Genomic DNA, 19,163 nt, shown 5'->3' on the forward strand with positions numbered 1-19,163 from the left:
AGTCGTCCGGTCGGGGACTGGCGGGCAGGCGCCACCTGTGTGTTCCGTACGCCTTTGTACGGGACGTCTGGTGATCCCTCGGGATCAGACCGCCAGGGCGCGGTCCGTCGGGCGGATCGGGGCCGGCAGCTCGCTCGCTCCCGTCAGGAAGCGGTCGCAGCCGCGGGCGGCCGAACGGCCCTCGGCGATCGCCCACACGATGAGCGACTGGCCGCGGCCGGCGTCACCGGCGACGAACACGCCGGGCACATTGGTCTGGAAGTCGGCGTCGCGGGCGATGTTACCCCGTGCGTCGAGGTCCAGTCCGAACTGGTCGACCAGTCCGTTGTCCCGGTCGGTGCCGGTGAAGCCCATGGCGAGGGTGACGAGCTGGGCGGGGATCTTGCGCTCGGTGCCCGGCTTCGACGTCAGCCTGCCGTCGACGAACTCGACCTCGCTCAGGTGCAGCCACTGCACGTTGCCGTCCTCGTCGCCCTCGAAGTGGGTGGTGGAGACGGAGTAGACCCGCTCACCGCCCTCCTCGTGGGCGGACGTGACCTTGTAGAGCATGGGGAAGGTCGGCCAGGGCTGGGCGACCGGGTTCCGCTCGTCGTTCGGGCGGGGCATGATCTCCAGTTGGGTGACGGAGGCCGCGCCCTGGCGGTGGGCGGTGCCCACGCAGTCGGCGCCGGTGTCACCGCCGCCGATCACCACGACGTGCTTGCCCTCGGCCGACAGCGGCGGGGCGACGTAGTCGCCCTCCTGCACCTTGTTGGCCAGCGGCAGGTACTCCATGGCCTGGTGGATGCCCTTGAGCTCGCGGCCCGGCACGGGCAGGTCGCGCGCGGTGGTGGCGCCGACGGCGAGGACCACGGCGTCGTACCGCTTGCGCAGCGCGGTGGCCGGCATGTCGCGGCCGATCTCCACACCGGTGCGGAACTTGGTGCCCTCCGCGCGCATCTGCTCGATACGGCGGTTGATGTGCCGCTTCTCCATCTTGAACTCGGGGATGCCGTAGCGCAGCAGGCCGCCGATGCGGTCGGCGCGCTCGTACACGGCGACCGTGTGGCCGGCCCGGGTCAGCTGCTGGGCGGCGGCCAGGCCGGCCGGGCCCGAGCCGACGACGGCGACGGTCTTGCCGGAGAGGCGCTCGGGGACCTGCGGGGCGACGTCACCGGTCTCCCACGCCTTGTCGATGATCGAGACCTCGACGTTCTTGATGGTGACCGGCGGCTGGTTGATGCCGAGCACACACGCCGACTCGCACGGAGCGGGGCACAGGCGGCCGGTGAACTCCGGGAAGTTGTTGGTGGCGTGCAGCCGCTCGGAGGCGGCGCCCCAGTCCTCGCGGTAGGCGTAGTCGTTCCACTCGGGGATGAGGTTCCCGAGCGGACAGCCGTTGTGACAGAAGGGGATACCGCAGTCCATGCACCGGCTGGCCTGCTTGCTGATGATCGGCAGCAGGGAGCCCGGGACGTAGACCTCGTTCCAGTCCTTCCTGCGCTCCTCGACCGGACGGGACCTGGCGACCTCGCGGCCGTGGTTCAGAAAGCCCTTCGGATCAGCCATTGATCGCCGCCTCCATCATCTTCTCGGTGATCTCGGTCTCGGAGAGACCGGCTCGCTCGGCGGCGTCCTTGGCGGCGAGCACTGCCTTGTACGTGCTGGGGATGATCTTGCTGAAGCGCTCCACGGCGGTGTCCCACTCGGCGAGCAGCTTCCCGGCGACGGTGGATCCCGTCTCCTCCTGGTGCCGGCGGACCACGTCGTGCAGCCACTGCTTGTCGGCGTCGTCCAGGGCCCCTACGGCGTCCAGGTTGCCGGCGTTGACGTTGTCCCGGTCGAGGTCGATGACGTAGGCGACGCCGCCGGACATGCCGGCCGCGAAGTTGCGCCCGGTCTCGCCGAGGACGACGGCGTGTCCGCCGGTCATGTACTCGCAGCCGTGGTCGCCCACGCCCTCGGAGACGACCAGCGCACCGGAGTTGCGGACGCAGAACCGCTCGCCGGTGCGGCCTCGCAGGAACAGTTCGCCGCCGGTCGCGCCGTACGCGATCGTGTTGCCGGCGATGGTCGAGTACTCGGCGAGGTGGTCGGCCGCGCGGTCCGGGCGGACCACGAGACGGCCGCCGGACAGGCCCTTGCCGACGTAGTCGTTGGCGTCGCCCTCCAGGCGCAGCGTGACTCCGCGCGGGACGAAGGCGCCGAAGGACTGGCCGGCGCTGCCGGTGAAGGTGATGTCGATGGTGTCGTCGGGCAGGCCCGCGCCGCCGAACTTCTTCGTCACCTCGTGGCCGAGCATGGTGCCGACCGTGCGGTTGATGTTGCGGATGGCGACCTGGGCGCGCACCGGCTGGGCGTCCTCGGCGCCGGCGGCGGAGAGCGCGTCGGCGGCGAGCTTGATCAGCTCGTTGTCGAGCGCCTTCTCCAGGCCGTGGTCCTGGGCGACGGTCCGGTGGCGGGCGGCGCCCTCGGGCAGTTCGGGCACATGGAAGAGCGGCGCGAGCTCCAGGCCCTGTGCCTTCCAGTGGTTCACCGCGCGGGTCACGTCGAGGACCTCGGCGTGACCGACGGCCTCCTCGATGGAGCGGAAGCCCAGCTCGGCGAGGAGTTCGCGGACCTCCTGGGCGATGAACCGGAAGAAGTTGACGACGTACTCGGCCTTGCCGGAGAACCGGTCGCGCAGCACGGGGTTCTGGGTGGCGATGCCGACCGGGCAGGTGTCCAGGTGGCAGACGCGCATCATGACGCAGCCGGAGACGACGAGCGGGGCGGTGGCGAAGCCGAACTCCTCGGCGCCGAGCAGCGCGGCGATGACCACGTCACGGCCGGTCTTCAGCTGGCCGTCGGTCTGTACGACGATCCGGTCGCGCAGGCCGTTGAGCAGCAGGGTCTGCTGGGTCTCGGCGAGGCCGAGCTCCCAGGGGCCGCCCGCGTGCTTGAGCGATGTCAGCGGGGAGGCGCCGGTGCCTCCGTCGTGGCCGGAGATGAGCACCACGTCCGCGTGGGCCTTGGAGACGCCCGCCGCGACCGTGCCGACGCCGACCTCGGAGACCAGCTTGACGTGAATGCGCGCCTTGGGGTTGGCGTTCTTCAGGTCGTGGATCAGCTGGGCGAGGTCCTCGATGGAGTAGATGTCGTGGTGCGGCGGCGGGGAGATGAGCCCCACGCCGGGAGTGCTGTGACGGGTCTTGGCGACCCACGGGTAGACCTTGTGACCGGGCAGCTGGCCGCCCTCGCCGGGCTTGGCGCCCTGGGCCATCTTGATCTGGATGTCGTCGGAGTTGACCAGGTACTCGGAGGTCACACCGAAGCGGCCGGAGGCGACCTGCTTGATGGAGGAGCGGCGGGCCGGGTCGTACAGGCGCTCCGGGTCCTCGCCGCCCTCACCGGTGTTGGACTTGCCGCCCAGCTGGTTCATGGCGATGGCGAGGGTCTCGTGCGCCTCGCGGGAGATGGAGCCGTACGACATGGCGCCGGTGGAGAACCGCTTGACGATCTCGGAGACCGGCTCGACCTCGTCGACCGGGATCGGGCCCCGGCCGGACGCGAAGCCGAAAAGCCCGCGGAGCGTCATCAGGCGCTCGGACTGCTCGTTCACGCGCTCGGTGTACTTCTTGAAGATGTCGTACTCGCCGGAGCGGGTGGAGTGCTGGAGGCGGAAGACCGTCTCCGGGTCGAACAGGTGCGGCTCGCCCTCGCGGCGCCACTGGTACTCGCCGCCGATCTCCAGCGCGCGGTGCGCCGGCGCGATGCCGGAGGCGGGGTACGCCTTGGCGTGGCGGGCGGCGACCTCCTGGGCGACGACGTCGATGCCGACGCCGCCGATCTTGGTGGCGGTGCCGTTGAAGTACTTCTCCACGAAGGCCTCGCCGAGGCCGACGGCCTCGAAGACCTGGGCGCCGCGGTAGGAGGCGACGGTGGAGATGCCCATCTTGGACATGACCTTGAGGACGCCCTTGCCGAGGGCGTGGATCAGGTTGCGGATGGCCTTCTCGGCCTCCATGCCGGGCAGGAAGGTGCCCGCGCGGACGAGGTCCTCGACGGACTCCATCGCCAGGTACGGGTTGACGGCGGCGGCGCCGTAGCCGATGAGCAGGGCGACGTGGTGGACCTCGCGGACGTCGCCGGCCTCGACCAGCAGGCCCACCTGGGTGCGCTGCTTGGTGCGGATGAGGTGGTGGTGGACGGCCGCGGTGAGCAGCAGCGACGGGATCGGCGCGTGCTCGGCGTCGGAGTGCCGGTCCGACAGGACGATCAGGCGGGCGCCGTTCTCTATGGCGGCGTCGGCCTCGGCGCAGATGTCGTCGATGCGGGCGGCGAGCGCGTCGCCGCCGCCGGAGACCCGGTACAGGCCGGAGAGGGTCGCGGCCTTGAAGCCGGGCATGTCGCCGTCGGCGTTGATGTGGATGAGCTTGGCCAGCTCGTCGTTGTCGATCACCGGGAAGGGCAGGACGACGCTGCGGCAGGAGGCCGCGTTCGGCTCCAGCAGGTTGCCGGAGGGGCCCAGCGGGGAGCGCAGGGAGGTGACCAGTTCCTCGCGGATCGCGTCCAGCGGCGGGTTGGTGACCTGGGCGAACAGCTGGGTGAAGTAGTCGAAGAGCAGGCGGGGGCGCTCGCTCAGCGCGGCGATCGGGGAGTCGGTGCCCATGGAGCCGATCGGCTCGGCGCCGGCCTTGGCCATCGGCGCGATCAGGACACGCAGTTCCTCCTCGGTGTAGCCGAAGGTCTGCTGGCGGCGGGTGACCGAGGCGTGGGTGTGCACGATGTGCTCACGCTCGGGCAGGTCGGGCAGCTCGATCTCGCCGGCCTCGAGCCACTCCGCGTACGGGTTCTCGGCGGCCAGGGCGGCCTTGATCTCGTCGTCCTCGATGATGCGGCGCTCGGCGGTGTCCACCAGGAACATACGGCCGGGCTGCAGCCGGCCCTTGCGGACGACCTTCGCCGGGTCGATGTCGAGGACGCCGACCTCGGAGCCGAGGACGACGAGGCCGTCGTCGGTGACCCAGTAGCGGCCGGGGCGCAGTCCGTTGCGGTCGAGTACGGCGCCGACCTGGGTGCCGTCGGTGAAGGTGACGCAGGCGGGGCCGTCCCAGGGCTCCATCAGAGTGGAGTGGTACTGGTAGAAGGCGCGCCGGGCCGGGTCCATGGAGTCGTGGTTCTCCCACGCCTCCGGGATCATCATCAGCACGGAGTGCGGCAGCGAACGCCCGCCCAGGTGCAGCAGTTCGAGGACCTCGTCGAAGGAGGCGGAGTCCGAGGCGTCGGGGGTACAGACGGGGAAGACGCGGTCCAGGCCCTTGTCCCCGCCGTGTCCGTGGCCGGCCGGGCCGAACAGGTCCGAGGCCAGCTGGGACTCGCGGGCGCGCATCCAGTTGCGGTTGCCCTTGACGGTGTTGATCTCACCGTTGTGGGCGACGAAGCGGTACGGGTGGGCGAGCGGCCACGACGGGAAGGTGTTCGTGGAGAACCGGGAGTGCACCAGCGCGATCGCGGAGCCGAAGCGGCGGTCGGACAGGTCCGGGAAGAACGGCTCGAGCTGGCCGGTGGTCAGCATGCCCTTGTAGACGATGGTCCGCGCGGACAGCGACGGGAAGTAGACGCCGGCCTCGCGCTCGGCGCGCTTGCGCAGCACGAACGCCTTGCGGTCGAGGTCGATGCCCCTGCTCTCACCGGCGGTGACGAAGATCTGCCGGAAGACCGGCATCGTGGAGCGGGCGGTGGCGCCGAGGAGGTCGGGCGCGACCGGCACCTCGCGCCAGCCGAGGACGGTCAGGTCCTCCGCGGCGGCGATCTCCTCGATACGGGCGACGGCGTCGTCGGTGCCGTCCTCCGGGAGGAAGGCGATACCGACGGCGTAACCGCCGGCCTCGGGGAGTGCGAATCCGGCCACCTCGCGGAAGAAGGTGTCGGGGACCTGGGAGAGGATTCCGGCGCCGTCGCCGGAGTCCGGCTCGGAGCCGGTGGCACCGCGGTGTTCGAGGTTGCGCAGGACCGTGAGGGCCTGCTCGACCAGGGTGTGGGACGCCTCGCCGGTGAGGGTGGCGACGAAGCCGACGCCGCAGGCGTCGTGCTCGTCGCGGGGGTCGTACATACCCTGCGCGGCAGGGCGAGCATCCATGAACGACCAGTTCAGGTGGGTGTTCGTGGAATGCTGGGACGGCTGGCGCGGCGTACGCATCGGCTCTCCCGTCGTCGTCATGTGGCATGTGCAAGGTGCCGAGGGACGACGTTGGCCCTCTGCGTGAGTGCAAAATTTGGTGCAGGTTACATGATGGAGCGATTCTCGGGAAGCGGGATATTCCGTTCCAGCATGCGGACACCGCATGGGTCGCGGCGGGGTTCCGCGCCTGGCGGTGGAAGCTATGGAGACCGGATCGGACAGATCGATGTCCGCCGGTCGATGGCGGGAAAGGACTCCTGCGCCCGGCCCGCGGGGCACGCCGTCGGCCTCTTTGCCCACAGCGCTTACGGCTCATGCCCAGCGGTCACGCCATCGAAACCAGCACGTAATGACTATTTATACGGCCTCGGGTATACGTGCCAGCCACATCATCCTACGGCCGTCCCGAACAGCGTGCCCAGGGCGTACGTCACACCGGCCGCCGCGCCGCCGAGGGCGAGCTGCCGCAGACCGCTGAACCACCAGCTGCGCGCCGTCACCTTGGCCACCACGGCACCGCACAGGAAGAGGCCGAGCAGCGCCAGCAGCACGGCGGGCCACAGACTGCTCGCGCCGAGCAGGTACGGCAGCACGGGCAGCAGGGCGCCCAGCGCGAAGGAGCCGAAACTGGACACGGCGGCGACGGTGGGCGAGGGCAGGTCGCCGGGGTCGATGCCGAGCTCCTCACGGGCGTGGATCTCCAGCGCCTGCTCGGGGTCCTTCGACAGCTGCCGGGCGACCTCGCGGGCCAGTTCGGGCTCGACGCCGCGGGTCTGGTAGAGCGCGGCGAGTTCGGCCTCCTCGTCCTTGGGGTGCTTGCGCAGCTCGCGCCGCTCGACGTCGAGCTCGGCCTCGACCAGCTCGCGCTGGGAGGCGACGGAGGTGTACTCGCCGGCCGCCATGGAGAAGGCGCCGGCGGCCAGTCCGGCGAGGCCGGTGATCACGACGGTCTGCTGGCCGACCGAGCCGCCGGCGACACCGGTCATCAGGGCGAGGTTGGAGACCAGCCCGTCCATCGCGCCGAACACCGCGGGGCGCAGCCAGCCGCCGTTCACATCCCGGTGCGTGTGGTTGTCGCGGTGCGCCTCGTGCAGTGCCGCCTCGGTCTCGATGATCGCCATTCCCGTGTCCCCCAGAGTCTCTTCTTTGGACTGATTCCATTCTTCGACAACACTCAATGTACGCCGCCTCATTCCCGCCCGCCAGCAAGGAAAGGCTGGGCTAACCTGCGGCTTTGCGGGTTTCGCTCGTTTGTGTAGAAGACCGCGCAGATGTCGACCGGGTGATGCTGAAGCTCCCGAGGCTGTGCGGGACACCGCACCGGGGACAGTTCCGCAAAGGGCTCCGCGCCTTTCGGGGCGCTCCTGAGAGGAGGGCCCCGTATGGCATCGACCGTCCCCATCCCCTCTGTCCCGGCCCCCGGGAACACCCTCGGGCTCCGCGAGCGGGCGCGCGGCGCACTGCTCGGGCTGGCCGTCGGGGACGCGCTGGGCGCCCCGGCCGAGAACATGAAACCGTCCGAGATCCGCGCGCGATGGGGGCGCGTCACGGGATACGTGACGGAGCACCCGGCGGGCACGGACGACACCGAGTACGCGATCTTCTCGGGCCTGCTGCTGGCCCGGCACGGCTCCGCGCTCACCCCGGCGCATGTGGAGGCGGCCTGGCACGAGCAGATCGCCGACCGCGCGGAGGGCCTCTTCCGGGGCGCCGGGTTCAGCGAGCGGGGCACGCTGGAGAATCTGCGCCGGGGGCTGGCGGCCCCGATCTCCGCCCAGCACCGGCACGCCTGGAGCGACGGGCTGGCGATGCGGGCGGCACCCCACGGGGTGTTCGCCGCCGGCCGGCCCGACGAGGCGGCCCGGCTCGCGGCGATCGACGGTTCGGTCAGCCACGAGGGCGAGGGCATCTACGGCGGCCAGGCGGTCGCGGCGGGTGTGGCGGCGGCGATGGCCGGGGCGCCGGTGGTGGCGGTGGTGGCATCCGCGCTGGCGGTGGTCCCGGAGGACTCCTGGACCGCCCGCTCTCTGCGCCGCGCCGTGACCGCCGCCCACCTGGGCGAACGCGCGGTGCGCGCGGCGGTGGTGATCGGCGGCTACCCGTGGACCGACCTGGCCCCCGAGGCGGTCGCCCTCGCCTTCGGCGCGTACGCGGCGGCCGACGGCGACTTCGAACAGGCGGTGCTGACGGCCGTCAACATGGGCCGCGACGCCGACACCACGGCGGCGGTGGCGGGCGCGTTGGCGGGTGCGACCCGGGGCGCCTCGGCGATCCCGCCCGCCTGGTCGTCGGCGATCACCCCGGCGCGGGGCACCTGCCTCCCGACGATGGCAGGCCACCACGTCCTGGCTGTCGCGGACCTACTGTCCGAGGAGACCCGGCGATGACGACCCCCACGGAGACAGAACGCCCGGCGGCGGCTCCCGCGAAAACCACCCCCCGATCCGCACCCGAGCACACGAACCACCCACCAGCGCCGGCCGACACGGAACCCACCCCACTCACCCCACCTACACCCGCCGACGCGAAACCCACCCCACTCACCCCACCTACACCCGCCGACGCGGAACCCGCCCCACTCACCCCACCTACACCCGCCGACGGCGGGGCGACCCCACAGGGGCCACCCGCACCCGACGACGAGAGCCGCACGGATGGTGCGGGTGGGAACGAATCCCCGGCCGAAGGCGAAGCCGAGGCCGAAACTCGCACCCGGCCGCCGCGGGCAGGAATCACGGGCCTGCTCCTCGGCCTCGCCGCAGGCGACGCCGCAGGCTGGCCGGCCGCCCGCCACCGGGCCGCGCGAATGCCGGAGTGGACACGACGCCTCACCCGCGAACTCGACACCTTCGCGGAGCAGAACGCCACGACCACCCTCCCCGTCCCCATCGCCCTCAACCAGCCCTCCGAGCCCCTGCGCCTGGGGCCCTCCGACGACGCCGAGTGGGCGGCCTTCGCCGCGGAGGCCGTCCTGCGCGCCGGAGACGACACCGCCTTCGGCGACCTGAGCCGAGAGCGCCGCACCCGCGCCGCGATCGACCTGACCTGGAACACCCTCGCCGGTGAGATCGCCGCCGCGGCGGACCGCGCCCCGGAGACCGAGTCCGCCGTCCTCCCCCTGCGCGCCCGCATCTCCGTCCGGGCCGGCCTCGGCAACCTCGCCACCGGCCTGCGCCCGCCCGCCACCGGCCACGACAACCCGCACTACTTCGACGACGCCGCCTGCGTACGCGCCTGCGTCCTGGCCGTGGCCCACCCCGGCGACCCCCGGGCGGCAGCCGAACTCGCGGAGTTCGACGCCCGTTACACCCAGGACGGCGACGGAGTGCACGGCGCCCGCGCCATGGCCGCCGCCGTCTCCCTCGCGCTGACCGGCGCGGATCCGCACACCTGCGTGGCGGCGGCCTGCGCCGAACTGCCCGAGGAAACGGAGATCGGCCGCAACGCCCGGCACGCCCTGAGACTCGCGGCGGACGCCGACAGCGCCTTCGCCCTCGTACCACCGCTGGAGCACCAGATCGTCGACCACGTCTACAGCTACGGCGTGGCCGCCGCCGAGACCGTCCCCGTCGCCCTCGCCCTCACCGTCGCCGCCCACGGCCGTATCGCCGAGGCGGTCCCGGCGGCGGCCTGTCTGTCGCGGGTGGCGGACTCCGCCCCGGCGCTCGTCGGCGCCCTCACCGGCGCGCTGGGCGGCGGCGCGTCCGTCCCGGAGTCGTGGCGGGAGAGCTGCCGCACCCTCTCCGGCTGCGTACTCCCCCGGCTCACCGGCACGGACCTGGTGGAACTCGCCGGGCTCCTGGAAGCCGCACAACCGGCTCCCATGAAGGGATGATTCGGGCATGAAGCGCGAACAGTCAGAAAAACCCGGCCGAGGGCTCCCCCTGGACGAGCGGATCACCGGCGCCCTCGTGGGAGCGGCCGTCGGTGACGCCCTCGGCGGGCCGGTCGAGGGGTACTCCCCCGAGCAGATCGTCGAGCGCCACGGCGGGCGCGTGCACGGTGTCGTCGGCCCGTGGAACGGCGCCGGCTGGCGCACCGCCCGCCCGATCGCGCCGTACCACAAGGGCGACGGCCACGTCACCGACGACACCCTGATGACGCACGCGCTGGTACGGGTGTACGCGACGGTCCGCGACCACCTGGACGCGTACGCCGTCGCCGGCCACCTGGTCCCGGACCTGATGACGAGCCCGCGCTGGATCCCGGAACTCGAGGCGGAGGCACTGCCGCTGCAGCGGATCTTCCTCGCCGAGAAGTGGCTGGTGGCCCGTCTGCACTACGGCCACGTCGACCCGCGCGAGGCCGGCACCGGCAACATCGTCAACTGCGGGGCCGCGATGTACATGGCCCCGGTCGGCCTGGTCAACGCCGCCCACCCGGCCGCCGCCTACGCCGAGGCGCTGGATGTCGCGGGCGCGCACCAGTCGTCGTACGGCAGGGAGGCGGCCGGCGTCCTCGCGGCGGCGGTGGCGGCGGCGTGCGCGCCGGGCGCGACGGTGGACTCGGTGGTCGCCGTGTGCCTGTCCCTGGCGAAGGACGGCACGCGGGAGGCGATCGAGAAGGTGTGCGAGGTCGCCGCGCGGTACACGGACTTCGAGTCGGCGCTGGGCCCGCTGCGCGAGGCGGTGACGCCGTACGACACGGTCGGCCCCGACTACCGCTCCCCCTCGCTGGGCGCACGCCGTCCGTCCCGGCTGCACGCCATCGAGGAACTCCCGGTGGCGCTGGGCATGCTGGTGGTGGCCGGCGGCGACTTCCGGCACGCGGTGCTGGGCGCGGTGAACTACGGCCGCGACTGCGACTCCATCGCCACGATGGCCGGCGCGGTGGCGGGCGCGCTCGGCTCGCCGGTGCCCGAGGACTGGGCGAAGACGGTGGCGGAGGCCAGCCGCCTCGACCTGTGGGAACCGGCGTCGGCGCTCACGGCCGTGACGCGCGAGATCTTCGCACGGGACGTGGACCGCCGCCGCGCCCACGAACGGGCGTTCGCGGAGCTGGGGGGTCCCGGATGCTCCGACTGACCTGGGTCCAGCCGGAGGATCTGATCGGCCACGAACTCCGCCAGGCCACACAGGACGGCCGCGAACCCTCCGCCATCGCCGCCCGCTGGCAGGCAGCGGCCGGCCCCGACGCCCCGCACCACGCAGGCGCGTCGGCCACCCCGGCCTCCCCGTACCTGCGCCTCCTGGCCACAGACCTCCTGGACGAACTGGCCGACCTCCCCAGCAGACTGTCCGACGAAGAACCGACAGACCTGACCCGCATCAAGTCCCTGTGCCCCCACTGGCCGCCCGCCCCCGCGAGCCGCCCCACGCCCCCCACCCCCACCCTCCACGAACAGCCCCCGCCCCACACCCCCACCCTCCGCGGGCAGTCGCCGCCGCGCGCCTCCGTACTCCGCGGGCAGTCGTGCCGCTGGGGCGATGGGGGTCCCCCCGCTCGAGCGAAGCCGAGAGTGGGGGAGGGTGGGCGCGACGGCACCCCGGCGGCGCCGGGCTGCGCGACCACCCCCCGAGCACCCCACCCCGCGAGCCTGGAAGCCGCCTGGCTCGGCAGAGCGGTCGGCTGCCTCCTGGGCAAACCAGTGGAGAAACTCCCCCTCACCGCGATCCGCCAGCTCGCCAAGGCCACCGGCAACTGGCCCCTGAGGACCTACTTCACCGCCCACGGCGTCCCCCAGGACCTCCTCACCCGCCACCCCTGGAACCGCCGCTCCGCGACAACCTCCCTCGCCGAGAACATCGACGGCATGCCCGAGGACGACGACCTCAACTACCCCCTCCTCAACCTCCTCGTCCTCCAACGCCACACCCGCGCCTTCACCCCCACCGACGTAGCCACCGTCTGGCTCGACGAACTCCCCGCCGGCCGCACCTTCACCGCCGAACGCATCGCCTACCGCAACCTCCTCAGCGGCCTGGAACCCCCACTGACCGCCCGCCACCACAACCCCTTCCGCGAGTGGATCGGCGCCCTGATCCGCGCCGACGTACACGGCTGGACCAACCCCGGCGACCCGGCCGCCGCCGCGGAACAGGCCCACCGCGACGCGACACTCACCCACACCGCCAACGGCGTCTACGCGGCGATGTTCACCGCGGCCGTCATCGCCACCGCCGCCACCGGCGACCACGACGTGCACGCCTGCCTGCGCACCGGCCTCACCGTCGTCCCGCCCCGCTCCCGCCTCGCCCACGCCGTCCGCCAGGCCGTCGGACTCGCCCACCGGCACACCGACTTCGACACCGTGGTGGACGCCCTGCACGCCACCTACGCCGCCACCCATCACTGGGTGCACGCCGTCCCCAACACCGCCCTGATCGCCGCCGCCCTCACCCACGCCGACGGCGACTTCACCGGCTCCATCCGCCGTGCGGTGTCCGGCGGATGGGACACCGACTCCAACGGCGCGACGGCCGGCAGCATCGCCGGCCTTCTCGCCGGTTCGCCCCGCGCCCTCCCCGAACACTGGACGGCCCCGCTGAAGAACCGCCTGGCCACCTCCGTCGGCGACTTCCACGGCACCGGCTTCGACACCCTGGCCCAGCTGACCCACCTGGAGGCCACCCGCCCATGACGCCGTACGACCCCGCCCCCGCCGCCCCCCGCTCCCCCTCCGACCCCCCGCTCACCGGCCTGCGCGTCCTGGACCTCGCCACCCTCTTCGCCGGCCCCCTCGCCGCGACCCTGCTCGGCGACTTCGGCGCGGAGGTCGTCAAGGTCGAGCATCCGAGGAAACCGGACCCCTCCCGCGGCCACGGCCCGTCGAAGGACGGCATCGGCCTGTGGTGGAAGATGCTCGGCCGCAACAAGCGCGCCATCACCCTCGACCTGTCCACGCCCGGCGGCCGGAGCACCCTCCTGCGCCTCGCCGGGACGGCCGACGTGATCATCGAGAACTTCCGCCCCGGCACCCTGGAGAAGTGGGACCTGGGCTGGCCCGAGCTGTCCGCCGTCAACCCCAGGCTGATCCTCACCCGGGTCACCGGCTTCGGCCAGTTCGGCCCGTACGCGCACCGCCCCGGCTTCGGCACCCTCGCCGAGGCGATGAGCGGCTTCGCCGCGATCACCGGCGAACCGGACGCCCCGCCGACCTTGCCCCCGTTCGGTCTCGCGGACTCCATCGCCGGCCTGACCACGGCATACGCGGTCATGACGGCGCTCGCCGGCCGGGACCGCACGGGAGAGGGCCAGGTCGTCGACATGGCGCTGATCGAGCCGATCCTGACCGTACTGGGCCCCCAGCCGACCTGGTACGACCAGCTGGGCCACGTCCAGCCCCGTACCGGCAACCGCTCCCAGAACAACGCTCCGCGCGGCACCTATCTCACCGCCGACGGCACCTGGGTCGCCGTCTCCACCTCGGCCCAGTCGATCGCCGAGCGAGTGATGGTGCTGGTGGGCCGGCCCGATCTGATCGACGAGCCCTGGTTCGCCACCGGCGAGGACCGGGCCCGGCACGCGGACGTCCTGGACGACGCGGTCGGCGGCTGGATCGGCCGGCACACCCGCGCCGACGTGCTGGCGGCCTTCGAGAAGGCGGAGGCGGCCGTCGCCCCGATCCAGGACGTACGGGACGTGATGACGGACCCGCAGTACCAGGCCCTGAACACCATCACCACGGTCGACGATCCCGAGCTGGGGCCGCTGCGCATGCAGAACGTGCTCTTCCGGCTGTCCGCCACCCCGGGCGCGATCCGCTGGGCGGGCCGTCCGCACGGCGCGGACACCGAGGAGGTCCTCACCGAACTGGGCCTCACCCCGGCCGACCTCGCCGGGCTGCGCGCGGAGGGCGCCCTGTGACGGGCTTCCCGCTGACCTGGCTGTACGCCCCCGGCGACCGCCCTCCGGTGGTGGCGAAGGCGCTCACCTCGGGCGCCGACGTGGTGGTGATCGACCTGGAGGACGCGGTCGCCCCCGACCGCAAGGCCTACGCCCGCTCCGCCACGGCCGAGCTGCTGCGCGACCCCCAGCCGGTGCCGGTCCATGTCCGGGTCAACGCCGTGTCCGGCCCCTGGGCCCGCGCCGACCTCGCGGCGGTGGCACCGGCCCCCGGACTGTCGGGACTGCGTCTGCCCAAGGTGTCGTCGCCGTCCGACGTCGTACGCGTCGCCCGCCGGGCGGTGTCCGCGCACGGCGGGGCCCTGCCCCTGTACGCCCTCCTGGAGACGGCCCTCGGCATCGAACGCGCCCATGCCGTGGCCACCGCGCACCCGTCCCTGCGCGGGATCGCCATCGGTGAGGCGGATCTACGGGCCGACCTGGGCGTACGTGACGACGCGGGCCTGGACTACTCCCGCTCCCGGGTGGTGGTCGCCGCGCGTGCGGCGGGACTGGCCCCGCCCACCCAGTCCGTGCACCCGGACACCCGGGACCTGGACGGTCTGGCGGCCTCCTGCGCCCGCGGCCGCGCCCTCGGCTTCCTGGGCCGCGCCGCGATCCACCCCCGCCAGCTGCCGGTCATCGAGCGCGCCTACCTGCCCACGGAGGAGGAGATCGAACAAGCGGAGACCATCCTCAAGGCGGCGGCGATGACATCAGGGGCCCAGGCCCTCCCCAATGGCACCTTCATCGACACGGCGGTAGTCCTGGCAGCCCAGAGAACCCTCTCCCTGACCACTCGACCCTGAGACCCCCGCACCCCCGCACCCCCGCTCTCCGCTCTCCGCTCTCCGCTCTCCGCTCTCCGCGGGCGATCGTGCCGCAGGGCGGCACGGGTGGGCGCGACGGCACCCCGCAAGCGCCGGGCCGCGCGAGCACCCCCCGCCCCACACGAAGCGAGGGCGCCCGGAAACCCCGGACGCCCTCGGCGCAGTACACAAACGATCAGCTCTTCTTCGCCGACCCGGCCCCGTCCTTGGCCGCCTCGTCCTCAGAGGACTCAGGACGGTCGGACGACTCAGGAGCGTCAGAGGACTCAGGAGAATCCCCCTTCTCGGAAGAGGAACCCTCCTCATCCGTCTCCACCCCGGCCTCCCCGGCGGCATCCGAGCCCTCGGAGTTCCCCTCACCACCGGCGGCACCCGGCTCGACCACATCCTCCCGCCCCGGCCGCTTCCGCGCCGAGACCACGATGTACACCACCGCCAGCAGGAACACCAGAACAGCCGTCCAGTTGTTCAGCCGCAGCCCGAGAATGTGATGCGCCTCGTCGACCCGCATGTACTCGATCCAGAACCGCCCCACGCAGTACGCCGCGACATACAGCGCGAACGCCCGCCCATGCCCCAGCTTGAACCGCCGGTCGGCCCAGATCACCAGCAGCGCCACCCCGACGCACCACAGCGACTCGTACAGGAACGTCGGGTGATACGTCCCCGGCAGCCGCCCGTCGGCGGACGACGTGATCTCCACGGCCCACGGCACATCGGTGGACCGCCCGTACAGCTCCTGGTTGAACCAGTTGCCCCAGCGGCCGATCGCCTGGGCGAGGGCGATACCCGGCGCGATGGCGTCGGCGTAGGCGGGCAGCGGGATACCACGGCGCCGGCAGCCGATCCAGGCGCCCAGCGCACCGAGGGCGATCGCGCCCCAGATACCGAGGCCGCCCTCCCAGATCTTGAAGGCGTCCACCCAGTCACGGCCCTCGCTGAAGTACAGCTGGTAGTCCGTGATCACGTGGTAGAGCCTGCCGCCGAGCAGACCGAACGGCACGGCCCAGACAGCGATGTCGGCCACCGTGCCGGTCCGCCCGCCCCGGGCGATCCAGCGCTTGTTGCCGAGCCAGACGGCGACGAAGACACCGATGATGATGCAGAACGCGTAGCCGCGCAGCGGAACGGGGCCGAGGTACAGCACCCCGCTCGACGGGCTGGGAATGTAGGCAAGTTCCATGGCAGGGTCGACGCTACCGTGCCGGACCGGTCACACGGCAAGCCGCCCGGCTACGGCTCCATAACAGGACCGCGGGATCGCCGGATCACCGGTCCGGTGGCGTCACCGTCCCTTGTTGGCCTCCTCGACCATCTGCTTCAGCTTCGCGGGGGTCATCGAACGGTCCTGGTAGATGTTCTTCCCGTCGAGCAGCACGGTCGGTGTGCCGCTGAAGCCGCCCTTCTGGAAGGCCTCGTGGGACTTGGCGACCCAGCTGTTGTGCGTACCGTCCTCGACGCAGGTGCGGAACGCGGGGGTGTCGAGTCCGTCGACCTTGCCGGCCAGTTCGATCAGCTTGCCGTCGTCGGCGAGGGTGTCGTCGCTCTCCGGCGGCTGGTTCTCGAACAGCACGTCGTGGTACGCGGCGAACTTCCCGGCGTCCTGGGCGCAGGCGGCGGCGTTGGCCGCGGTGCGGGAGCCGGTGCCTCCCAGGCCGTTGTCGATCAGCGTGACCAGGTGGTATTCCACCTTCAGCTGACCGGCCTCGGTCAGTTCGTGGATCGTGGGACTGTAGGCCTGCTCGAAGGCCTTGCAGGCCGGGCAGCGGAAGTCCTCCCACACCGTGAGGGTCGACTTGGCGCTCTCCTTGCCGACCGGGATGGCCAGACCGTCCTTGCCCAGCGCCCCCGAGGGCGCGACCACCGGCCCGGCCGAGTCGCTCTCGGTGCCGTCCCCCCCGGAGTTGGCGGCGATGACACCGATCACCGCCGCGAGCCCCAGGACGCAGAGCACACTCGCGCCCACGATCAGGGACCGGCGCCGCTTCTCCGCCGTCTTCTGCTTCTCACGCTCGACCGCCAGCCGCTCCCGGGCGGTGCGCTTTCCCTCACGGTTCTTCTCGCTCACACCCCGCAGAACGAACCGGGGAGGCGCTCAGCGCCTCCCCGGTCCCAGGACCACCCGTACGAGGGATCCGTATGACTGCTTGCCGACAGCCCTCGTGGGGCGGAACCGCCGGTCAGACCTGCCCGCGTACGCCCTTGGCCAGGTCGGCGGCGAGCGCCCGGACGGCCTCGACGCCGGCCGCGTCGTCGGGGGCGTCCAGCATCCCCTTGACGAAGGCCGAGCCGACGATCACGCCGTCGGCGAAGCCGGCGACCTCGGCCGCCTGGGCGGGGGTGGAGACGCCGAGCCCGACGCAGACGGGGATGTCGGTGGTGGCGCGGGTGCGCCGCACCAGGTCCTCGGCCTGCGAGCTGACCGACGCGCGGGTTCCGGTGACGCCCATCAGGGAGGCGGCGTAGACGAAGCCGCTGCCGACGGCGGTGATCTCGGCGAGCCGCTCGTCCTTGCTGCTGGGAGCGACCACGAAGACCGTGGCGAGCCCGTGCTTGTCGGCGTGCTCCCTCCACAGCGCCGACTCCTGGACGGGCAGGTCGGGCAGGATGCACCCGGCGCCGCCCGCCTCGGCCAGTTCGGCGGTGAACCGCTCGACGCCGTAGCGGTCGATGGGGTTCCAGTAGGTCATGACGAGGATCGGCCTGCCGGTGGCGGTGTGCGCCTCGCGGACCGTGCGCAGCACGTCGGCGATCTTCACGCCGCCGCGCAGGGCGATGTCGTCGGCGGTCTGGATGACCGGGCCGTCGAGGACGGGGTCGCTGTGCGGCAGCCCCACCTCCACGACGTCGGCGCCGCCGTCCAGGGCGGCCTTGACCGCCTCGATGCCGCCGTCCACGGTCGGGAACCCGGCCGGGAGGTAGGCGATGAGGGCGGCGCGGCCCTCGGACCTCGCCGCGGCCAGGGTGTCGTTCAGCAGCCGCACGTTCCCGCTCACTTGGCGTCCCCCTCGATCTCGGCGGTGGTGCCGGCCTCGTCGGCGGCGACCTCGGCATCGGTGTCGTACAGGCCGAAGTAGCGGGCGGCGGTGTCCATGTCCTTGTCGCCTCGCCCGGACAGGTTGACGACGATCAGCCCGTCCCTGCCCAGCTCCCTGCCGACCTCCAGGGCGCCGGCCAGGGCGTGGGCGCTCTCGATGGCCGGGATGATGCCCTCGGTGCGCGACAGCAGGCGCAGGGCCTGCATGGCGGCGTCGTCGGTGACCGCGCGGTACTCGCCGCGGCCGCTGTCCTTGAGGTAGGAGTGCTCCGGTCCGATTCCCGGGTAGTCCAGGCCGGCCGAGATCGAGTACGGCTCGGTGATCTGGCCCTCGTCGTCCTGGAGGACGTACGACCGGGAGCCGTGCAGGATGCCGGGCTCGCCCGCGCTGAGGGTGGCCGCGTGCTCGCCGGTCTCGATGCCGTGTCCGGCGGGCTCGCAGCCGATGAGGCGTACGTCCGGGTCCGGGATGAAGGCGTGGAAGAGGCCGATGGCGTTGGAGCCGCCGCCGACGCAGGCGACGGCGGCGTCGGGCAGGCGTCCGGCGCGTTCCAGGAGCTGGCGGCGGGTCTCGACGCCGATGACGCGGTGGAAGTCGCGCACCATGGCCGGGAAGGGGTGGGGGCCCGCGACGGTGCCGAAGAGGTAGTGCGTGCGGTCGACGTTGGCGACCCAGTCGCGGAACGCCTCGTTGATGGCGTCCTTCAGGGTGCGGCTGCCGGACTTCACGGCGATGACCTCGGCGCCGAGCATGCGCATCCGGGCCACGTTGAGCGCCTGGCGCCTGGTGTCGATCTCGCCCATGTAGATGGTGCAGTCGAGGCCGAAGAGGGCGCAGGCGGTGGCGGTGGCCACACCGTGCTGGCCGGCGCCGGTCTCGGCGATGACGCGGGTCTTGCCCATGCGCTTGGTGAGCAGGGCCTGGCCGAGCACGTTGTTGATCTTGTGCGAGCCGGTGTGGTTCAGGTCCTCGCGCTTGAGGAAGATCCTGGCTCCGCCGGCGTGCCCGGCGAAACGGGGGACCTCCGTCAGCGCGGAGGGGCGGCCGGTGTAGTCGGCCAGGAGGCCGTCGAGTTCCCGGGCGAACTCGGGGTCGGACTTGGCCTTGTCGTACTCGACGGCGACCTCGTCGACGGCGGCGACGAGGGCCTCCGGGATGAACTTGCCGCCGAACGCCCCGAAGTAGCCTTCGGGGCTGGGGGTGTGACCCTCGGGGTCGGGGATGAAGTAGGTGCTGGGCATGCGTGTACCTCACGGTGAGTGTCTGGTGTCGACTGATCGCCGTGGGGGCGGGGTGGTCGGTCGGCTACCGGGCCGTCGTGGCCGGTCG

The 19,163-nt window shown here is 72.2% G+C and carries 13 protein-coding genes; 6 read left to right on the plus strand and 7 right to left on the minus strand.

What is annotated here, in order from left to right:
• Positions 1–84: 84 nt before the first annotated feature.
• From ACGFR9_RS32535 to ACGFR9_RS32545, 3 genes are all read right to left on the minus strand, one after another.
• Positions 85–1,548: a glutamate synthase subunit beta gene (locus ACGFR9_RS32535; RefSeq protein WP_393215827.1), complete on the minus strand. Its 1,464-nt coding sequence runs from the start codon at positions 1,546–1,548 to the stop codon at positions 85–87.
• Positions 1,541–6,160, minus strand: a complete 4,620-nt coding sequence (gene gltB, locus ACGFR9_RS32540; protein ID WP_393215920.1) for a glutamate synthase large subunit — start codon at positions 6,158–6,160, stop codon at positions 1,541–1,543. Before gltB ends, ACGFR9_RS32535 begins: the two co-directional genes overlap by 8 nt.
• Before the next feature lie 371 nt (positions 6,161–6,531).
• Complete coding sequence (locus ACGFR9_RS32545) at positions 6,532–7,263, minus strand: VIT1/CCC1 transporter family protein (protein WP_030228415.1); 732 nt, start codon at positions 7,261–7,263, stop codon at positions 6,532–6,534.
• Between the two features lie 261 nt (positions 7,264–7,524).
• On the opposite strand from ACGFR9_RS32545, the gene ACGFR9_RS32550 reads away from it, so the two are divergent.
• Genes ACGFR9_RS32550 through ACGFR9_RS32575 form a run of 6 tightly spaced genes read left to right on the plus strand, consistent with a single transcriptional unit; the run spans position 7,525 to position 14,775 of the window.
• Entirely contained in the window at positions 7,525–8,529 is a 1,005-nt protein-coding gene (locus tag ACGFR9_RS32550; RefSeq protein WP_393215830.1) for an ADP-ribosylglycohydrolase family protein, read from the plus strand.
• The gene (locus ACGFR9_RS32555; RefSeq protein ID WP_393215833.1) at positions 8,526–9,977 is read left to right on the plus strand and encodes an ADP-ribosylglycohydrolase family protein; all 1,452 of its coding nucleotides are present in this window, start codon (positions 8,526–8,528) and stop codon (positions 9,975–9,977) included. The genes ACGFR9_RS32550 and ACGFR9_RS32555 overlap by 4 nt, the downstream gene beginning before the upstream one ends.
• 7 nt (positions 9,978–9,984) lie before the next feature.
• Entirely contained in the window at positions 9,985–11,166 is a 1,182-nt protein-coding gene (locus ACGFR9_RS32560; RefSeq protein ID WP_393215836.1) for an ADP-ribosylglycohydrolase family protein, read from the plus strand.
• Entirely contained in the window at positions 11,154–12,722 is a 1,569-nt protein-coding gene (locus tag ACGFR9_RS32565; protein ID WP_393215839.1) for an ADP-ribosylglycohydrolase family protein, read from the plus strand. The genes ACGFR9_RS32560 and ACGFR9_RS32565 overlap by 13 nt, the downstream gene beginning before the upstream one ends.
• Positions 12,719–13,948 (plus strand): CaiB/BaiF CoA transferase family protein, encoded by a 1,230-nt coding sequence (locus ACGFR9_RS32570; RefSeq protein WP_393215842.1) that lies wholly within the window; start codon positions 12,719–12,721, stop codon positions 13,946–13,948. The genes ACGFR9_RS32565 and ACGFR9_RS32570 overlap by 4 nt, the downstream gene beginning before the upstream one ends.
• On the plus strand, positions 13,945–14,775 hold the full coding sequence (locus tag ACGFR9_RS32575; protein WP_393215845.1) for an HpcH/HpaI aldolase/citrate lyase family protein: 831 nt from the start codon (positions 13,945–13,947) through the stop codon (positions 14,773–14,775). The genes ACGFR9_RS32570 and ACGFR9_RS32575 overlap by 4 nt, the downstream gene beginning before the upstream one ends.
• 196 nt (positions 14,776–14,971) lie before the next feature.
• On the opposite strand, the gene lgt is transcribed toward ACGFR9_RS32575, so the two are convergent.
• The 4 genes from lgt to trpB form a co-directional block, all read right to left on the minus strand.
• Positions 14,972–15,979, minus strand: coding sequence for a prolipoprotein diacylglyceryl transferase (gene lgt / locus ACGFR9_RS32580; RefSeq protein ID WP_393215848.1), 1,008 nt, complete (start codon positions 15,977–15,979; stop codon positions 14,972–14,974).
• 102 nt (positions 15,980–16,081) lie between these two features.
• Positions 16,082–16,864, minus strand: coding sequence for a DsbA family protein (locus ACGFR9_RS32585; protein ID WP_393215851.1), 783 nt, complete (start codon positions 16,862–16,864; stop codon positions 16,082–16,084).
• Positions 16,865–16,976: 112 nt separating this feature from the next.
• Positions 16,977–17,792 (minus strand): tryptophan synthase subunit alpha, encoded by an 816-nt coding sequence (gene trpA, locus ACGFR9_RS32590; RefSeq protein WP_393215854.1) that lies wholly within the window; start codon positions 17,790–17,792, stop codon positions 16,977–16,979.
• Positions 17,789–19,075 carry a tryptophan synthase subunit beta gene (gene trpB, locus ACGFR9_RS32595; protein WP_393215857.1) on the minus strand — a complete coding sequence of 429 codons (1,287 nt, stop codon included), beginning with the start codon at positions 19,073–19,075 and terminating at the stop codon, positions 17,789–17,791. The genes trpA and trpB overlap by 4 nt, the downstream gene beginning before the upstream one ends.
• Between the last annotated feature and the right edge of the window lie 88 nt (positions 19,076–19,163).

This window comes from Streptomyces sp. NPDC048584 (assembly GCF_043199595.1).
Classification (GTDB): Bacteria; Actinomycetota; Actinomycetes; order Streptomycetales; family Streptomycetaceae; genus Streptomyces; species Streptomyces edwardsiae.